14 protein-coding genes are annotated in these 17760 nt (G+C 37.1%); 11 read left to right on the top strand and 3 right to left on the bottom strand.

Translation table 11 applies throughout. The features are described 5' to 3' along the window. The first annotated feature begins 56 nt into the window (after positions 1-56). A complete protein-coding gene (locus AC3WVA_RS06580; RefSeq protein WP_492321834.1) occupies positions 57-2213 on the top strand; it encodes a SpaA isopeptide-forming pilin-related protein in 2157 nt (718 codons plus the stop codon). A 30-nt stretch (positions 2214-2243) separates the two neighbouring features. Here AC3WVA_RS06580 and AC3WVA_RS06575 read toward each other — a convergent pair whose 3' ends face one another. Further along, positions 2244-3002, bottom strand: a complete 759-nt coding sequence (locus AC3WVA_RS06575; RefSeq protein WP_000939486.1) for a TrmB family transcriptional regulator — start codon at positions 3000-3002, stop codon at positions 2244-2246. Between the two features lie 812 nt (positions 3003-3814). Here AC3WVA_RS06575 and AC3WVA_RS06570 point away from each other — a divergent pair. The 5 genes from AC3WVA_RS06570 (at position 3815) to AC3WVA_RS06550 (ending at position 9005) form a co-directional block, all read left to right on the top strand. Next, the gene (locus tag AC3WVA_RS06570) at positions 3815-4945 is read left to right on the top strand and encodes an RNA-guided endonuclease InsQ/TnpB family protein (RefSeq protein WP_492321833.1); all 1131 of its coding nucleotides are present in this window, start codon (positions 3815-3817) and stop codon (positions 4943-4945) included. Positions 4946-5103: 158 nt separating this feature from the next. Next, a complete protein-coding gene (locus AC3WVA_RS06565) occupies positions 5104-7104 on the top strand; it encodes a methyl-accepting chemotaxis protein (RefSeq protein ID WP_098520330.1) in 2001 nt (666 codons plus the stop codon). Positions 7105-7181: 77 nt separating this feature from the next. Next, entirely contained in the window at positions 7182-7484 is a 303-nt protein-coding gene (locus AC3WVA_RS06560) for an MTH1187 family thiamine-binding protein (protein WP_071758411.1), read from the top strand. Positions 7485-7532: 48 nt separating this feature from the next. Continuing rightward, positions 7533-7778, top strand: coding sequence for a YusU family protein (locus AC3WVA_RS06555; RefSeq protein WP_001290594.1), 246 nt, complete (start codon positions 7533-7535; stop codon positions 7776-7778). 309 nt (positions 7779-8087) lie between these two features. Then, positions 8088-9005: a proline dehydrogenase family protein gene (locus tag AC3WVA_RS06550; RefSeq protein WP_048528283.1), complete on the top strand. Its 918-nt coding sequence runs from the start codon at positions 8088-8090 to the stop codon at positions 9003-9005. A gap of 22 nt (positions 9006-9027) precedes the next feature. Here AC3WVA_RS06550 and AC3WVA_RS06545 read toward each other — a convergent pair whose 3' ends face one another. After that, the gene (locus tag AC3WVA_RS06545) at positions 9028-9867 is read right to left on the bottom strand and encodes a D-alanyl-D-alanine carboxypeptidase family protein (RefSeq protein WP_048528285.1); all 840 of its coding nucleotides are present in this window, start codon (positions 9865-9867) and stop codon (positions 9028-9030) included. Positions 9868-9964: 97 nt separating this feature from the next. Next, positions 9965-10111 carry a YuzL family protein gene (locus tag AC3WVA_RS06540; RefSeq protein WP_001096344.1) on the bottom strand — a complete coding sequence of 49 codons (147 nt, stop codon included), beginning with the start codon at positions 10109-10111 and terminating at the stop codon, positions 9965-9967. Between the two features lie 237 nt (positions 10112-10348). On the opposite strand from AC3WVA_RS06540, the gene AC3WVA_RS06535 reads away from it, so the two are divergent. From AC3WVA_RS06535 to AC3WVA_RS06515, 5 genes are all read left to right on the top strand, one after another. Beyond that, on the top strand, positions 10349-12730 hold the full coding sequence (locus AC3WVA_RS06535; protein WP_492321832.1) for a 3-hydroxyacyl-CoA dehydrogenase/enoyl-CoA hydratase family protein: 2382 nt from the start codon (positions 10349-10351) through the stop codon (positions 12728-12730). Between the two features lie 21 nt (positions 12731-12751). After that, the gene (locus AC3WVA_RS06530; protein WP_001206342.1) at positions 12752-13924 is read left to right on the top strand and encodes an acetyl-CoA C-acetyltransferase; all 1173 of its coding nucleotides are present in this window, start codon (positions 12752-12754) and stop codon (positions 13922-13924) included. Between the two features lie 267 nt (positions 13925-14191). Further along, positions 14192-15976, top strand: coding sequence for an acyl-CoA dehydrogenase FadE (locus AC3WVA_RS06525; RefSeq protein WP_098048602.1), 1785 nt, complete (start codon positions 14192-14194; stop codon positions 15974-15976). A 138-nt stretch (positions 15977-16114) separates the two neighbouring features. Next, on the top strand, positions 16115-16837 hold the full coding sequence (locus tag AC3WVA_RS06520) for an MBL fold metallo-hydrolase (RefSeq protein ID WP_098520328.1): 723 nt from the start codon (positions 16115-16117) through the stop codon (positions 16835-16837). Between the two features lie 3 nt (positions 16838-16840). Beyond that, positions 16841-17389, top strand: coding sequence for a TetR/AcrR family transcriptional regulator (locus AC3WVA_RS06515; protein ID WP_098346599.1), 549 nt, complete (start codon positions 16841-16843; stop codon positions 17387-17389). Positions 17390-17760: the final 371 nt, after the last annotated feature.

Genomic DNA, 17760 nt, shown 5'->3' with positions numbered 1-17760 from the left:
TACAATGAAACAGTAAGATTGCTTCATGTAGAAATTTATATATGGTGGTGGAGAGAATGAAACGAAAGATGGTAGGAAAATGGTTTAGTTTTTTAAGTGCTCTTATTATTTTATTAGGAATTGCAATGCCACAAGTAAAGGCAGAAGTAATGAACAGAGAAACATATAAAATGGATTGGAGCTATAGTAATTCGAAACAGCGTGAAATAAAGACAGAAATAATTAAAACGGCTTCGGGTAGTATTGCGTATTGTTTAACGCCTGATTTACGTTCGCCCAATGGGGATGATTTGCCTGAGATGGGGAAAACATCCGATGCTGTATATCGTATTTTATTAAATGGATATCCTCAAAAAAGCCCATCTGAATTAGGTGTAGCGACAACGGAAGAAGCGCATTATGCTACACAATTAGCAGTATGGATTGCAGCAAATGAATTAACGGAAGAAGATTTAGTTGCAAAAAATGAACGTGTACATAATCTTATGAAGCGTTTAGTAGAGGCTTCAAAGAAAGAAACTGGATCACAAGATGTATTCTTTAAAGTTAATCCTGTAGATTCACAAACTGCTACACAAAAAGGTGATTATTTAGAAACAGGATTTTATGCAGTGCAAACAAATGCGGTTTCTGGCTCTTATGCAATTCTTCCTGAAAATGCTCCTAAAGGGCTTCGAATTGTAAATGAAAATGGTGAAGAGAAAAGTACGTTATTAATTAACGAAAAATTCAAAATCTTAATCCCGAAAAATACGAGTAGTGGTAACTTTAAAATGAAAGTGAAGTCTACTTTAACAAATTTACAAGCAATAGCTTTTAAAGGATCGGAAAAAGTTCAAAATACAACGGTATTGTTACAAAGAAATAGTGAGAAAATCAGTACAGATTTAGTTGTAAATTGGGAATCAGTAGGTTCTTTAAAGATTATGAAATTAGGAGAAAAAAAGGAAGTATTAAAAGGAGCGGTGTTTGAAGTTTCTAATGAAAACTTTAAACAAAATGTTACGACTAATGATAAGGGGATTGCGGAGTTAGGTAATCTTCCAATCGGTATATATAGCGTCAAAGAAATTCAAGCGCCAACTGGATATGTGTTAGACGGAAGCGTTAAAAAAATTGAAGTGAAAACTGGTGAAACAGCTGTATTAGAGCTGAAAAATGAAAATGTAAAAGGTGAATTAGAAATAACGAAAGTAGATGTAGCGGATGGGAATATGAAATTACCAAATGCAGAGTTTACAATCTACAACGAACAAGGGAAAGAAGTAGTAAAAGGAAAAACGGATGAAAAAGGTGTAGCGAAATTTAAACTACCATACGGAAAGTATACGTATAAAGAAACAATAGCACCGAATGGATATGTAATAAATGAAGAGACATTCGCATTTGAAATAAAAGAGAATGGAGAAATTATTAAACATATTGTTCAAGATAAGAAAGTAGAAGGTAAGTTAGAAATAACGAAAGTAGATGTAGCGGATGGGAATACGAAATTACCAAATGCAGAGTTTACAATCTACAACGAACAAGGGAAAGAAGTAGTAAAAGGAAAAACGGATGAAAAAGGTGTAGCGAAATTTAAACTACCATACGGAAAGTATACGTATAAAGAAACAATAGCACCGAATGGATATGTAATAAATGAAGAGACATTCGCATTTGAAATAAAAGAGAATGGAGAAATTATTAAACATATTGTTCAAGATAAGAAAGTAGAAGGTAAGTTAGAAATAACGAAAGTAGATGTAGCGGATGGGAATACGAAATTACCAAATGCAGAGTTTACAATCTACAACGAACAAGGGAAAGAAGTAGTAAAAGGAAAAACAAATGAGCAAGGTATAGCGAAATTCAAACTACCATACGGAAAGTACACGTATAAAGAAACAATAGCACCAAATGGATATGTAATAAATGAAGAGACATTCGCATTTGAAATAAAAGAGGATGGAGAAATTATTAAACATATTGTGAAAAATAAGAAAGAAGAAAAGGCATCGCTTCCTTCTAAGCCAAATAAGCCAACACCGAATGGAGAAGTGAAACCTTCCGCTGATGTGAAGCCGATGCAACAACCTAATACTCATAATGAAGTACGTTTGCCAGCTACTGGCGGCGTCGGCAATGAATTTACGGTTTTATTTGTTCTAGGACTTGGTTTTATTATTGCAGGAGCTTATGTGTTAAAGATGAAAAATAGAAAAGAAATGTAGAAAAAAACGCCTTGTAATAGAGGCGTTTTTTTAGTATCTCAACTTCATCAACAAACTCTTAATTTCCTCATCTTCCATAAAGAGATCATGGTGTTTCTGGGTAATCTTTGCAAGTGCAACGTCATGATAGAAAAATTCTGTAAAGAACTTTACGAAAGGTTGTGACATTGTTTTCATTGCTTGCCATGACTCTTGCTCTACGCCAGCAAATAAAATTTCACGGTCGTCAACGATGAGCAGTAAGTATCGCTCTAGCGCGTTAGGCTCTTCCGCTGGGATTAGAAAATGCATGTTTTCTAAGTCTGTTTCGACTTTTCCAACTATAAGGGACTCGGTTTTGACGCCTTGTTTTGCTTTTTCTTCTAATAACGGAAGATATTCTAAAAGAGTATCATTCCAAGCTGAAATGCGAATCGATTCTTTTGCACTTTCGATGAGTTCTTTACTTTGAACGCGAATAGAAGATTGCATTTTTAAGCTCCATACACGGTCATCTGTAAATGATTTTTTCGATATAGTTGTCTCCAATTCTTTAATATTGGATTGAAATTCTGTCGTCAATTTTTCAATTGCTAGCTTGAGTGGTAATGCTGTATACAGCTTTTTCTTTTCTGAAACAGAATCCATTACCATTCCTTTATCGATCAGGCGTGCTAGCACTTCATATATTTTTGCTTTTGGCACACCAGAATGCTTCACGATTGTTGTAGCATCTAATGGTTCGTTGCTTGATACGACAACTTCGTAAGCTTGGCTTTCATATTGTGAGAAACCGAATTTTTGTAACATAGTTACCTCCGAACGAATGAGATTATATTTTAAGGATAATGAACTATTTGTTTTTGCACAAGTGGTAGTCAGTTTTCTAATTGTATTAAGGTGAGAATAAATTTCAATTTTTTAATTTTATCCATTATACTTAATATAGTGATTAATATGATTACAATACAACGAGAAGGGTAACTAACTGTTACGATTTATTTAACCAATTATAATGAAAGTTAATTAAATATATCAGTAAGCCCTGCTAGTCAAGTAATTGGCTAGTAGTGAGGGTTAACTGCGGGCAATCCCTAAAGCTGATTGAACTACAACGTGGCTAGAAATAGCGAGCGTGAATGTCGCGAAAGCAGAAAAAATCAATCAGATCGTGCAAGGTTAAATCCTAAACACTAGAACAATGGGTCTTCCGCCTCGAATCATCTAAGTCAAACTGGATAAGATGAACGTTCAACGACTATCTCGTATAACTGACGAGAGTACACCACAAGCCTATGGTGGTGGAAAAATCCTCTATCTCTAAAGAGATAAACATATAGTCTGCGCTCATGTGAAAACAGGAGAAGTTCATAAGAGAACTGGCTAAGGAATTGCGCCCTTAGTTGAACGAGATACATTTAATTAAATCTATCAAACCTCATTGAATCTATCGAACGTATGTGCTATGTTAGGTTCAATGAGGTAAGAATAATAATGAAATTTTTACGAGTTAGTCAAGTATCGGAATTAACAGGTTTACATCCGAGTAGTCTCAGGAGAATGCTGGTGGAACACGCTACGATTCAGAAGAACAAATCTTTCATTAAAGGAGTTACATTCTGATGATATTGGCGAAGAAAGTTAGACTGATTCCAACGCCTAAACAAGAAAAAGTGCTTAGAAACCATGCTGGTGCTGCAAGATTCGCTTATAACTATTGTAAAAGAATGAGTGATAGATACTATAAGCTATTTGGAAAATCTGTTTCACAGTTAGCTTTACAGAAACGATTTACAAAGATCAAGAAGCGAAAAAGATATGAGTGGTTAAAAGACATTAATGCACAAGTTCCTAAACAGGCTTCAAAAGATTTTGATACGGCGAGAAAAAATTCGTTCAAAAAGTACAAAAATGGTTCTCACACTTCTTATAAATCCAAAAAAGATGTAATCCAAGGATTTTATGCTAATTATGAAAGACTGATTATAGGAAAGAAAGTAGTTCATATTCAGTCTATTGGAGAAGTGAAAACAAGCCAACAACTATCAAGAAATAAAAAAACATCCAATCCAAGAGTTACCTTTGATGGTCGTCACTGGTGGATTAGTATAGGATTCCAAGAAGACTTTGAATTACAAGAACTAACGAATGAGTCGATTGGTGTGGATGTTGGTTTAAAAGAGCTGTTTGTAGCTTCTAATGGTATGAAAGAACGAAATATAAACAAAGATGCCAAGGTTAAAAAACTTTTGAAAAGGAAAAAGTCAGCGCAAAGAGATATGTCTAGGAGATTTAAAAAAGGTGTAAAAGTTCAATCTGCCGGATATGAAAAGGCAAAAATCGAGCACCTGCGGTTATCTAGGAAAATTACGAATATCCGAAATAACCATATCCATCAAGCAACAGCTAAATTGGTGAAAACCAAACCAATGAGGATTGTTGTGGAAGACTTATCTATCTCAAACCTGTTAAAAAACAAAAAACTATCGAAAGCATTTTCATTTCAAAAATTAAACTTCTTCTTTCAATGTTTATCATACAAATGCGAGAAGTACGGCATTGCGTATGTAAAAGTTGATAAATGGTTCGCTTCCAGCAAGATTTGCTCATGTTGCGGAGTAAAATACGACCATTCAGTTCAACCAGAAGGACAGTGGAGTTTAAAAATACGTGAGTGGTGTTGTGCTTCATGCAATAGCCATCACGATAGAGATTTGAATGCTGCGACAAATTTATCAAGATGGGTAAAATAAATGCTTGATAATAGGAGGTAACGATACTGCCTCGTGTGGAGTGTTATACCCCTCGTCCCTTTGGGGCTGCGAGAACACGATGAAGCACTAACTTGTGTAAATTTGATTGAATTGTATAGATTTAGTTAAGTTTATCGTATCGGGATGCTTGGGGGAAGATGTTAAGAAGTTTACGTTTAAAAATTGCGGTAGTATTTTCGGTACTTATTTCTATGATGTTCGTAATATTAGGTACAGCTATGTATCAATTACAGAAAGAGAAGGAAGTGCGCTCCTTAGACCAGTATTCTCAAAATACGATGGATCTTGTGACAGAGCAACTTACGACATTTGTTCAAAGAACGGATGAAGATATGGGGTATTATGCGAACAGTGAGATGATTCGTAATATGCTTCAAGACGGGGTTACTCCAGAAGAGGAAACATTTTTGACGAAAGAGTTTTCGGAGTATAAAAAGAATCATCCAGGCATTTTAGACTTATATATTGGTACGAAAGATAAAAAAACATTAAGTGCCAATCTTGCTGAAGGTGGACAAGTGCCAGAAGGATATGATCCAACGACAAGACCATGGTATAAAGACTCAGAAGCTGATGTGAAAAAGGTTCACTGGGGACAACCTATGTATGAAATTGCTACAGGTAAGCTAAGTGTGGGAGTTTCTAAAGCAATTACAGCGCAAGATGGATCTGTATTAGGTGTTGTGGCGATGGATGTATCGCTCGGAACAATTCAGAAATTACTCCATAATATTCAATACAATAACGGCGGAGAAATGTTTATTATAAATGATAAAAATATGGCTCTTGTTTACCCAGAAAAGATAGGGAAAGATGTTTCGAAAGAGCCACTTGTGAAGAGTTTAAATAAAGATGTAACAAAATATGCTGTCACTACATTAAAAGGTGAAGATGTAGTTGCATATAGTCAGTCATTTGATTTGATGAAATGGAAGATAGGAATTTTTTATCCGAAAGAAACGATTGATGGGCTATTAAATAGTACGAGAAATACAGTCCTTATAATGGCATGTATTAGCTTATTAGTTGGAATCGTAGCCTCATACTTGTTCTCAAGAAGATTAGCAAGACCGTTGCAACTATTAACGAATCACGTTCAGAAAGTGGCAGAAGGAGATTTGACGTTGCAAATGAAAGTGACAAGTAAGGATGAAGTTGGAGAGCTGACGAACCATTTTAATCATATGGTTGAGCAAATGAATGAAATGGTAAGCAAAATTAAAAATAGTGTATCAACAGTGCAACAATCAACGAATAATCTACATTATTTAACGAATGAAACTGTAGCAGCTAGTAGAGAAGTTTCAGGTGCAATGGATGATGTGAGCGGAGGAGCGTCCACTCTTGCTAATAGTGTCGATGAAGTTTCAGAGCAGCTCGAAAATATGGCGCAATCAGTGGAACAAATGAATAACTCTGTTGGGGAAATAAAAGGTGTGGCTGGCAAAGCTGAAGAGGCATCAAAGCAAGGATTAAATACGATGCGCAATTTAGTTCGTACGAGGAGCCAATCCTCTTCGATTGTTGTTCATACAGAGGAAGCATCTGGAAAGTTAGAGCAAAGAGTTGGATCGATTCAAAATGTTGTAGAGCTTATAAAAGGTATTTCAGATCAAACGAATTTACTTGCTTTAAATGCTTCAATCGAGGCGGCACGTGCGGGGGAACAAGGTAAAGGCTTTGCTGTTGTCGCTGAAGAGGTTCGAAAATTAGCGGAACAATCAAAAGAAGCAACAGTAGAAATTGCGACGATGATTGGTGATGTACAAGTAGAGGTAAGACGAGTTGTAGAAGTTGTAAGTAAATTGAAAGACATTGCGGATATACAAAATAATGTTACGACAGAAGCAGAGGCGGAATTCCGTACCATTATGTCAGTTGTAAATACGATTAGTACTTCAGTGGAACAAATTGTAGAAGAGGTACATAACATCGGTTACGAGCAAGGAGAAATTACAGCGGTCATGCATACAATTGCTGGTACGAGTCAAGAAAGCGCAGCTGTTTCTGAAGAAGTAAATGCTGCAACTGAATCACAAGTGAATCATCTAGAAAAGGTAGCTCATACGATGGAAAGTTTGACGGAGCATATGAGAGACTTAGAAAGATTAGTTGAGCAGTTTAAAATAGAGGAATAACAAATTAGTAAAATGATGAGTATTTCGGTAAAATAGACAATGGATATATAAGAAGCAATTATAGGAGGAAGACTACTATGGCAATTGTTGACGTATCGATTATTCCAGTAGGAACAGGTAATCCAAGTGTGAGTGAATATGTAGCAGAAGTACAAAAGGTGCTAGAGAAAAATGCAGATCGCGTGAAGTATCAATTAACACCAATGAATACAATTATTGAAGGAGATCTTCCTGTCATTCTAGAAGTAGTTCAACAAATGCATGAAGTTCCATATGCGAAAGGTGCGCAGCGCGTTGCGACAACAATTCGTATCGATGATCGTCGTGATAAAGTAAGCACAATGGAGAAGAAATTAAACTCTGTTCGATCAAAATTATAAAGAAAAGCAGCGATTTTCGCTGCTTTTTTCATATAGGAGGTAGATAAGATGAGTGAAAAGTTTAACGAACAATTTGATGGGTTGTTAGAGAAGTACACGGAACTATTACTTGGAGAGAGCAATGAAGAGAGAAAAGAACAGGTGCAGAAGTGGGCACTGTATTCTTACATAGCGAAGACGATGCCAGCTTTAGTGAAGCATTGGAATGAAACATATCCTGATGCGAAAGAAGAGATGGTACAGTTAATTACAGATATTAAAAGGCTGAATGAAGAGAAGAGAAATGAGCAATAAAAAAATCGAGATAAATATAATCTCAAGTCTTCTGTATTAATATCCTTGTATAATTTACATGGAATATAAAGGTTTTTATAGGCATGTCGAATATTTTCGACATGCCTATTTTGTGCCTAGTAAACTCCATTTTTCTAAATGTCGAAAAATATTTCAGGCATATTTATAAGCGAGAATATAGGGTTTTAAATGTTTTTATAGTATTTTATAAATTATCTAAATAATTATTTGTATCCAATAATTTTAAACAATGATATAATTTTGAAGAGGGGTAAAAAACAGATAAATTAAGTCATAGGGGTGAATTACATGGAACAATTAATGCGAAATTCGTTTCTTTTCTTATCTAAAAATAAAGCGCTAACAAAACTGGCTAAAAAGTACGGTTTACGCTTTGGTGCAGGTCGCTTTGTCGCAGGGGAGACGATTGAATTAGCGACAGCAGCTATTAAACAATTGAACAAGCAAGGACTTTGTGTAACGATCGATTATTTAGGGGAATTCGTTGATAATGAAGCGGAAGCAAATGAAATGGCTAACCAATCGATTGAAGCGATCCGTGCTATTGGAAGAGAAGGCCTTGATTCGCAACTTTCTTTAAAAATGACTTCTATGGGATTAGATATCTCTGATGAAATCGTAATGAACAATATGCGCCGTATTTTGGAAGCTGCAAAAGAAAATGGTGTGTTCGTTACCATTGATATGGAAGACTATACACGCTGCGGAAAGACAATTGATATCTTTAAACAGTTAAAATCCGAGTACGATAATATTGGTACAGTTATTCAAGCTTACCTATATCGTACAGAAAAAGATATGGAAGAATTAAATGCTTATAGTCCTAATTTACGTCTTGTAAAAGGAGCTTATAAAGAACCTGAAGAGGTAGCGTTCCCGGATAAGAAAGATGTAGATGATAACTATAAAAAAATTATTAAAATGCACTTATTAAATGGAAATTATACTGCAATTGCTTCACATGACGAAGCGATTATTGAATATACGAAAAAACTTGCCGAAGAACACAACATTCCAAGAGACCAATTTGAATTCCAAATGTTATATGGTATTCGTAATGAGCGTCAACTTGAGCTAGTAAAAGAAGGTTACAAAATGCGCGTTTACGTACCTTATGGAAACGACTGGTATGGCTACTTCATGCGTCGTTTAGCAGAGCGTCCAGCAAACGTTGCGTTCGTATTAAAAGGTATGGTTAAAAAATAACCAAGGAGAAAATACTCCTTGGTTATTTTAATTGCTGAAATGCGTAATGTGCCATTTTTTTCGTATCAGGATATAGTTGCTTGCGAGTAGAAGATAATACAACATTAATAACGCGTTTACCGTCTTTTTCATCCACTGTTACGACCGTATATTTTCCGAGTGCTGATAGACCGCTTTTACTTCCAATTGCATATGGATCGTCATATAGTTCTTCTCGTCCATAGTTTGCAATGTTTGGAGAGCGTTCTGAAGTATGTAGAGTTGTACGTGTTGAATTCATATATTCTAAAACAACTGGGTACTTTAATGCTTCTTTCGTAATCATAGCAATGTCATATGGTGACACTTTATTCCCTAGTGCATCAGCGCCACTTGCATTTTTGAAAGTCGCATGCTTTGTACCAAGTTCCTTCGCTCTAGCATTCATCATTTTTACAAATTCATTTTTTGATCCTGCAATATGTTCTGCGATGGATTCAGCTATTGGGTCTGCACTAATGATAAGCATAAGTTTTAATGCTTCATCCCGCTTTAACTTTTCCCCAGCACGAAGTTTAATCTTCTTACTTTGACTTTCTGTTTTAATTGCGTTCTCTGTAATCGTAATTTCTTCATCTTCTTTTACATTCTCTAGTAAAAGAAGGGTTGTCATCATCTTTGCTACACTAGCCGGATAAGAGCGTTCGTCTTCTCGTTTTCCATACAAAATTTCACCTGTGTCTGCATCAATTGTAATGGCGTATTTTCCGGTGATACTAGGTTGATCGGCTCTTACAGCTTGTTGCCTTTGGGCGTAAGAGAAGAAAATCATCCCTGTAAATAGTGTAGCAATCATTACAATCATAACTATTGTTCGTTTCATCATCGTTCCCTCTTTTGTTTTCCATATGTACAAATAAATTGGGCAGAAAAAGCAGCCAATACCCATTATGCCACGTTTTCTGCCCAAAAATATACCGTTATTTTTCGCCCATATTATGCTTCTTGTATTGTTGGTTATTACCTTGACGGCCCTTTTCCACACCGTGATTATGCGGCCCTGCATTTCCAGTTACGCTCGCTGCGCTAATTCCAGCTTTTGAAGGGTTCTTCTTAAGTTTTGCCATATATATTCCTCCAGTTTCGTCAGATTATAAAAAGGAAAAGTGTATTTGAGTGAAGAAAATACATACATATAGCATGGGCAAATAAAAGAAAAGTATTTATTTCAGAAAATTTTATCAATAAATATATTGCGAAAATTCAAACTGTATCATATATTTATTAGTAGAGGCTCACTCATTGATTGCGACTTATGTCGAAAAATTGAATGAGCATTCATTCAAGAATAGGGGGAGAATTGGATGTTCCAAATTAAAAAGGCTGCTGTTCTAGGTTCAGGCGTAATGGGTTCAGGGATTGCGGCACACTTAGCTAATATTGGTATTCCGACATTATTGCTTGATATTGTACCACCTGCGCTAACAAAAGAAGAGGAAGCGAAGGGACTTACATTAGAACATAAAAGTGTGAGAAATCGTTTTAGTAATACGGCATTGCAAAAACTATTAAAGCAAAAACCAGCTCCTCTGACAGTGAAAGGAAACCTAGCACTGATTGAAGCAGGTAACTTAGAAGATGATCTTGAGCGTCTAGCTGATGTAGATTGGATTATTGAAGTAGTAGTTGAAAACTTAGATATTAAAAAGAAACTATTTGAAAAAGTAGATGCTGTTCGTAAACCGGGTTCTATTGTAAGCTCGAATACGTCAGGCATTTCAGTAGAAAAAATGGCAGAAGGTCGTTCAGACGACTTCCAGAAACACTTCCTAGGCACACACTTTTTTAACCCACCACGATATTTAAAACTTCTAGAGGTAATACCGACGAAAGAAACTGATCCACAAGTATTAAGCTTCATGAAATTATTTGGCGAAGACGTTCTTGGAAAAGGCGTTGTTATCGCAAAAGACACACCAAACTTTATTGGAAACCGCATTGGTACGTATGGTTTACTTGTAACTCTTCAAGAGATGGTAAAACGCGGCTATAGCATTGGGGAAGTTGATTCTGTAACAGGCCCGCTTATTGGTCGTCCGAAGAGCGCAACGTTCCGTACATTAGATGTTGTCGGTTTAGATACATTCGTACACGTTGCAAATAACGTATATGAAAACGTACAAGAAGAAGAGCGTGATGTATTTAAAGTACCAGCTTTCATGCATGACATGCTTGATAAAAAATGGCTTGGAAGCAAAACAGGTCAAGGCTTCTTCTTAAAACAAGGAAAAGAAATTTTAGAATTAAATCCAGAAACGATGGAGTATGAAGCTCGCAAAAAATTAAAAGCTGCATCTATCGAGTTAAGTAAACAAGAAAAAGGTTTATCGAATAAATTGAAAGCGCTTGTATATGCGAAAGACCGCGCAGGAGAGTTGTTATGGAACATCATTACACCGACTCTTTTATACTCTGCAAAACTTCATAAAGAAATTGCTGACGATATCGTTGCAATTGACCAAGCGATGAAGTGGGGCTTCGGCTGGGAGCAAGGACCGTTTGAAGTTTGGGATGCAATCGGCGTTGAAAAGTCCGTTCAAAAGATGGAAGAAAACGGCGTAGTTGTTCCGACTTGGGTGAGAGAAATGTTAGAGAAAGGTTTCACTACTTTCTACAAACATGATAACGGGGATAGCTACTATTACGATAATGGCGAATATAAGCTAATTGAGCGTAATAAAAAGGCAATTTCTCTTAAACAATTAAAAGCAAAAAAAGGTGTATTAAAGAAAAATAGCGGAGCGAGCTTAATCGATTTAGGCGACGGTATCCTTTGCCTAGAATTCCATTCGAAGAGCAATGCAATCGGTATGGATATTACGCAAATGATTAACTACGCTATTGATGAAGTAGAAAAGAATTACAAAGGTCTTGTTATCGGTAACCAATCGAAAAACTTCTGCGTTGGTGCGAACTTAGCAATGATTTTAATGGAAGCGCAAGATGACAACTACTTTGAAATTGAGTTGGTTGTGAAAAACTTCCAAGATGCAATGACGAAAATTAAGTACTCTTCTAAGCCAGTTGTAGCAGCACCATATGGTATGACGCTTGGCGGAGGTACAGAAGTTTGCTTACCAGCAGCTAGCATTCAAGCTTCTAGTGAAACGTATATGGGCTTAGTAGAAGTTGGTGTTGGCTTAATCCCTGGCGGAGGCGGTAATAAAGAGTTATACATTAAACACTTAAATAAAATGGCAAACGGCGTAGAGTTTGATCTGCAAAAGGTTGCAAATAAAGTATTCGAAACAGTCGCAATGGCGAAAGTTTCAACTTCAGGACAAGAAGCAGTTTCTCATAACTTCTTAGGTGATAAAGACGGTATTAGTGTGAATGGTGATCACTTACTATACGATGCAAAACAGAAAGCACTTGCTTTATATGAAGCAGGTTATAAAGCACCGATCCGTAAAAAGATACCGGTTGTTGGTGAAACAGGATATGCAACGCTTGTACTTGGTGCAGAAGCAATGCATTTATCTGGTTACATTTCTGAACATGATCTTCACATTGCGAAGAAACTTGCATATGTCATCGCGGGCGGAAAAGTGCCGTACGGAACAGAAGTTGATGAGCAGTATTTATTAGATGTAGAACGTGAAGCATTTATTAGCTTAGTAAGTGAGATGAAATCACAAGCAAGAATGCAGCACATGCTTGTAAAAGGAAAGCCATTACGTAACTAATAACGAGGGGAGATATCGTTCATGAGAGAAGCTGTCATTGTTGCGGGAGCAAGAACACCAATTGGAAAAGCAAAGAGGGGTTCATTAAAAACAGTTCGTCCTGACGATCTAGGGGCGTTAGTAGTAAAGGAAACGTTAAAGCGTGCGAATTATGAAGGACCAATTGATGATTTAATTTTCGGTTGTGCGATGCCAGAAGCAGAGCAAGGTTTAAACATGGCTCGTAATATCGGCGGATTAGCAGGACTTTCTTACGATGTTCCAGCTATTACAATTAACCGTTACTGTTCTTCAGGGCTACAAAGTATCGCTTACGGAGCAGAGCGCATTATGCTTGGTCACTCGGAAGCTGTATTATCAGGCGGAGCGGAATCAATGAGTTTAGTTCCAATGATGGGACACGTTGTTCGTCCGAATAGTCGCCTTGTAGAAGCGGCTCCAGAATATTATATGGGCATGGGACATACAGCAGAGCAAGTCGCTGTGAAATATGGAATTTCTCGTGAAGAGCAAGATGCATTTGCAGTAAGAAGTCATCAACGCGCTGCGAAAGCATTAGCTGCAGGGAATTTTGCTGATGAAACAGTATCTGTAGATGTAACGTTACGTACTGTTGGATCAAACAACAAACTGCAAGAAGAAACAATCATTTTTGCACAAGACGAAGGTGTAAGAGCAGAAACGACACTAGACATTTTAGGTAAATTACGTCCAGCATTTAACGTTCGCGGTTCTGTAACAGCTGGTAACTCTTCACAAATGAGTGATGGTGCAGCATCTGTATTATTAATGGATCGTGAAAAAGCAGTAAGTGATGGTATGAAGCCACTTGCGAAATTCCGTTCATTTGCAGTAGCTGGCGTACCACCAGAAGTAATGGGAATCGGCCCAATCGCAGCAATTCCAAAGGCGTTAAAATTAGCTGGTTTAGAGCTATCTGATATTGGCTTGTTCGAACTAAATGAAGCATTCGCTTCACAATCAATCCAAGTTATTCGTGAGCTTGGCTTAGATGAAGAAAAAGTAAACGTAAACGGTGGTGCAATCGCACTTGGACATCCACTTGGCTGTACAGGAGCAAAACTAACACTATCTCTTATTCACGAAATGAAACGTCGCAACGAACAATTCGGTATCGTAACAATGTGTATCGGCGGCGGAATGGGAGCAGCGGGAGTGTTTGAATTACTATAAAAAAAGTGGAAGCGGCTCGCTCGGAATGTGAGGGGGATGGAGCTTCACACGTAGAGGCGCTCTTTGCCTCGCAGGAAGAAGCGAAGCCACCGAACATTCTAGCCGCTGGAACTGGATTGAAAAAAAGTGAAACGACCGACTGTTCTAGCCACTGGAACTAGATTATAAAGAATGGAAGCAACCAAGGGTTATAAAAAATAAAATTGAGAGCCAGCTTCTTTCAAAACGGAAGAAGCGGCTCATGAAAATATGAAGGAGGAAATTTTCATGGAAAAAACAGTAGGAAATGCGGTTAAAGGCGGTAGCTTTTTAGTTGATGAGATTACGATTGATCAAGTGTTTACGCCAGAAGATTTTTCATCTGAGCATAAAATGATTGCAAAAACGACGGAGGACTTTATCGTAAATGAAGTTCTTCCAGAGCTTGAATATTTAGAGCAACATGAGTTTGATCGTTCTGTTCGTCTTTTAAAAGAAGCTGGGGAACTTGGTTTATTAGGTGCTGACGTACCAGAAGAGTACGGTGGAATTGGTCTTGATAAAGTAAGCTCAGCGTTAATCGCAGAGAAATTCTCTCGCGCTGGTGGTTTTGCAATTACTCACGGTGCTCACGTAGGGATCGGATCTTTACCAATCGTATTATTCGGTAACGAAGAGCAAAAGAAAAAGTATTTACCATTACTTGCAACTGGTGAAAAATTAGCTGCATACGCATTAACTGAGCCAGGTTCAGGATCTGACGCATTAGGTGCAAAAACAACGGCACGTTTAAATGCAGAAGGTACACATTACGTATTAAATGGTGAAAAACAGTGGATTACAAACTCTGCATTCGCTGATGTATTTATCGTATACGCAAAAATTGATGGAGAGCACTTCTCAGCATTTATCGTAGAGAAAGAATATGCTGGTGTATCTACAAGCCCAGAAGAAAAGAAAATGGGTATTAAATGTTCTTCAACGCGTACGTTAATTTTAGAAGATGCATTAGTACCGAAAGAAAACTTACTTGGTGAAATCGGTAAAGGTCATATTATCGCATTCAACATTTTAAATATCGGTCGTTATAAATTAGGTGTTGGTACAGTTGGATCTGCAAAACGTGCAGTAGAAATTTCAGCACAATATGCAAACCAACGTCAACAGTTCAAACAACCAATCGCTCGCTTCCCATTAATTCAAGAGAAACTTGCGAATATGGCAGCGAAAACATATGCAGCTGAAAGCTCTGTATACCGTACAGTAGGTTTATTCGAAAGCCGCATGAGCACATTATCTGAAGAAGAAGTAAAGGACGGTAAAGCAGTAGCAGCTTCTATCGCTGAATATGCAATCGAGTGCTCTTTAAACAAAGTATTCGGTTCTGAAGTACTAGATTATACAGTAGATGAAGGTGTTCAAATTCACGGTGGTTACGGATTTATGGCAGAGTACGAGATTGAAAGAATGTACCGCGATTCTCGTATTAACCGTATTTTCGAAGGAACGAACGAAATTAACCGCCTAATCGTACCAGGTACGTTCTTACGTAAAGCGATGAAAGGTGAATTACCACTTCTTCAAAAAGCACAAAAATTACAAGAAGAGTTAATGATGATGATGCCAGAAGAAGTAGGCGATGAGCCATTAGCACTTCAAAAATATTTAGTAACTAACGCGAAGAAAATTGGTTTAATGGTAGCTGGATTAGCTGCTCAAAAATACGGTAAAGCATTAGATAAAGAGCAAGAAATTCTTGTGAATATCGCTGATATCGTAAGTAACCTATACGCAATGGAGTCAGCTGTTCTTCGTACAGAGAAAGCAATTAAAGCAACTGGTCTTGAAAAGAATAAACAAAAAGTGTTATACACTGAAGTATTCTGCCAAGAAGCGTTCAACGAAATCGAAGCAGATGCGAAAGAAACACTTATCGCAGTTGAAAATGGCGACATGCTGCGCATGATGTTATCATCATTACGTAAATTAACTCGCCACACACCACTTAACGTAATTCCGAAGAAACGTGAAATCGCTGCGAAAATTTTAGAAGATGAGCGTTACACAGTTTAATAGCTGTAAAGAAAAGTAGTCGTATAAACGGCTACTTTTCTTTTTTTTGTAAAAATGAAATTTTTAGTGACACAAAACTAATACCATTAGTATAATGAAACTAATAGTATTAGTTTTCGTGAAAAGGGAGATGGAAATATGAGAATGATACATGAACAAACGGTATATCAATTGTCATTTTTGCCAAGAGTGTTTCCTGTGAATTGTTACTTTGTGGAGGAAGAAGATAGTTTAACTTTAATTGATGCAGCTTTGCCATATAGCGCAAAAGGTATTTTACAGGCGGCTGAGAAAATAGGAAAACCAATTACTAAGATTGTATTAACACATGCACATGATGATCACATCGGTTCATTAGACGCATTAAAGGAAGTACTTCCTAACGTTCCAGTCTATATTTCTAAGCGGGACGCAAAGCTGTTAGAAGGAGATACGACGTTACAAGAGGATGAACCGAATATACCGATAAAAGGCGGTGTACCTAAAAAAGTAAAAACGGTACCTGATGTGTTATTGGAAGATGGCGACCGAGTTGGATCGCTTCTTGCAATTGTGACACCGGGACATACGCCAGGCTCCATGTCATTTCTTGATGTACGAAATAAAGCTCTTATTGTCGGGGATGCATTCCAAACAAGAGGAGGTATGGCTGTTTCGGGACAAATGAAATTTTGGTTTCCGTTTCCTGCGATGGCAACGTGGAGCAAAGAAATATCATTACAAAGTGCAGAGAAGTTAAGCGAATATGCTCCTTCCTTACTTGCGGCAGGACATGGGAAAATGATAAAGAATCCAGGCACTGTCATAGAGCTTGCTATTAAGGAAGCGAAGCGGAATATAGAAAGTAGAAAAGAGGACTAATTTATGTCACCGAGAATCGGACTTACATTACAGAAAATTGTAGAAACAGCAGCAGAAATTGCAGATACAAATGGAATACAAGAAGTAACGTTAGCTTCATTAGCGCAAACATTAGGAGTACGTTCGCCCTCGCTATACAATCATGTAAAAGGTTTACAAGATGTACGGAAAAATCTTGGTATTTACGGAATCAAACAGCTGCATAACAGGCTAGAAGAAGCTGCTGAGGGGAAATGTACGGACGAAGCAATTCATGCTTTAGGAGAAGCGTATGTAGCATTCGTACGCAAACATCCTGGACTGTATGAAGCAACTTTTTTACGAGATGAAGAAGTAAGAAAAGCAGGTGACGGAATTGTAACGCTTTGTCTTCATGTTTTACAACAGTACGGGTTAGACGGAGAGAATGCACTTCATGCGACACGTGGATTCAGAAGTATTTGTCATGGATTTGCGTCGATTGAACAGCAAGGCGGATTTGGTTTGCCGTTAGATTTGGATATAAGTTTACATGTATTATTGGAAACGTTTATTAAAGGATTACGTGAATAAGAAGTGAGGCAAACAAAAACCTTAGAAGTGATTCTAAGGTTTTTTAGTGCATATGATTCGAAAAGAATGGTAGGTTTTTTCTTATGAAATGATATCATTTTGCAGGTTTGAAAAATGTATATATCGCTAAGAAAAAGCAAACGAAACTGAATGCGATGGGATCTTGATATGGACTAGGTTCAGAGCCCTTCTGGATTTCTGTAAGGAAGTCATGTGTTTTCATGTTCATTGCTCCTTTATATAAGAATACTTTTAATGAAACTAATACTTACTAATAGAGTTGTACTAATAAATGCTAAGAAAAACGTAGTATTGTGGTTTTTATAGTTGTTAAGCACAATGAGTAAAAAACAAATGAGAAATAACATATG

This window comes from Bacillus sp. EB106-04-02-XG92 (assembly GCF_058791995.1).
This window is presented reverse-complemented; position numbering and strand designations above follow the sequence as displayed.

Coding starts and splice junctions, on each gene's coding strand:
- AC3WVA_RS06580 (WP_492321834.1), top strand. CDS start 57: ATGAAACGAAAGATGGTAGGAAAATGGTTTAGTTTTTTAAGTGCTCTT.
- AC3WVA_RS06575 (WP_000939486.1), bottom strand. CDS start 3,002: ATGTTACAAAAATTCGGTTTCTCACAATATGAAAGCCAAGCTTACGAA.
- AC3WVA_RS06570 (WP_492321833.1), top strand. CDS start 3,815: ATGATATTGGCGAAGAAAGTTAGACTGATTCCAACGCCTAAACAAGAA.
- AC3WVA_RS06565 (WP_098520330.1), top strand. CDS start 5,104: ATGTTAAGAAGTTTACGTTTAAAAATTGCGGTAGTATTTTCGGTACTT.
- AC3WVA_RS06560 (WP_071758411.1), top strand. CDS start 7,182: ATGGCAATTGTTGACGTATCGATTATTCCAGTAGGAACAGGTAATCCA.
- AC3WVA_RS06555 (WP_001290594.1), top strand. CDS start 7,533: ATGAGTGAAAAGTTTAACGAACAATTTGATGGGTTGTTAGAGAAGTAC.
- AC3WVA_RS06550 (WP_048528283.1), top strand. CDS start 8,088: ATGGAACAATTAATGCGAAATTCGTTTCTTTTCTTATCTAAAAATAAA.
- AC3WVA_RS06545 (WP_048528285.1), bottom strand. CDS start 9,867: ATGAAACGAACAATAGTTATGATTGTAATGATTGCTACACTATTTACA.
- AC3WVA_RS06540 (WP_001096344.1), bottom strand. CDS start 10,111: ATGGCAAAACTTAAGAAGAACCCTTCAAAAGCTGGAATTAGCGCAGCG.
- AC3WVA_RS06535 (WP_492321832.1), top strand. CDS start 10,349: ATGTTCCAAATTAAAAAGGCTGCTGTTCTAGGTTCAGGCGTAATGGGT.
- AC3WVA_RS06530 (WP_001206342.1), top strand. CDS start 12,752: ATGAGAGAAGCTGTCATTGTTGCGGGAGCAAGAACACCAATTGGAAAA.
- AC3WVA_RS06525 (WP_098048602.1), top strand. CDS start 14,192: ATGGAAAAAACAGTAGGAAATGCGGTTAAAGGCGGTAGCTTTTTAGTT.
- AC3WVA_RS06520 (WP_098520328.1), top strand. CDS start 16,115: ATGAGAATGATACATGAACAAACGGTATATCAATTGTCATTTTTGCCA.
- AC3WVA_RS06515 (WP_098346599.1), top strand. CDS start 16,841: ATGTCACCGAGAATCGGACTTACATTACAGAAAATTGTAGAAACAGCA.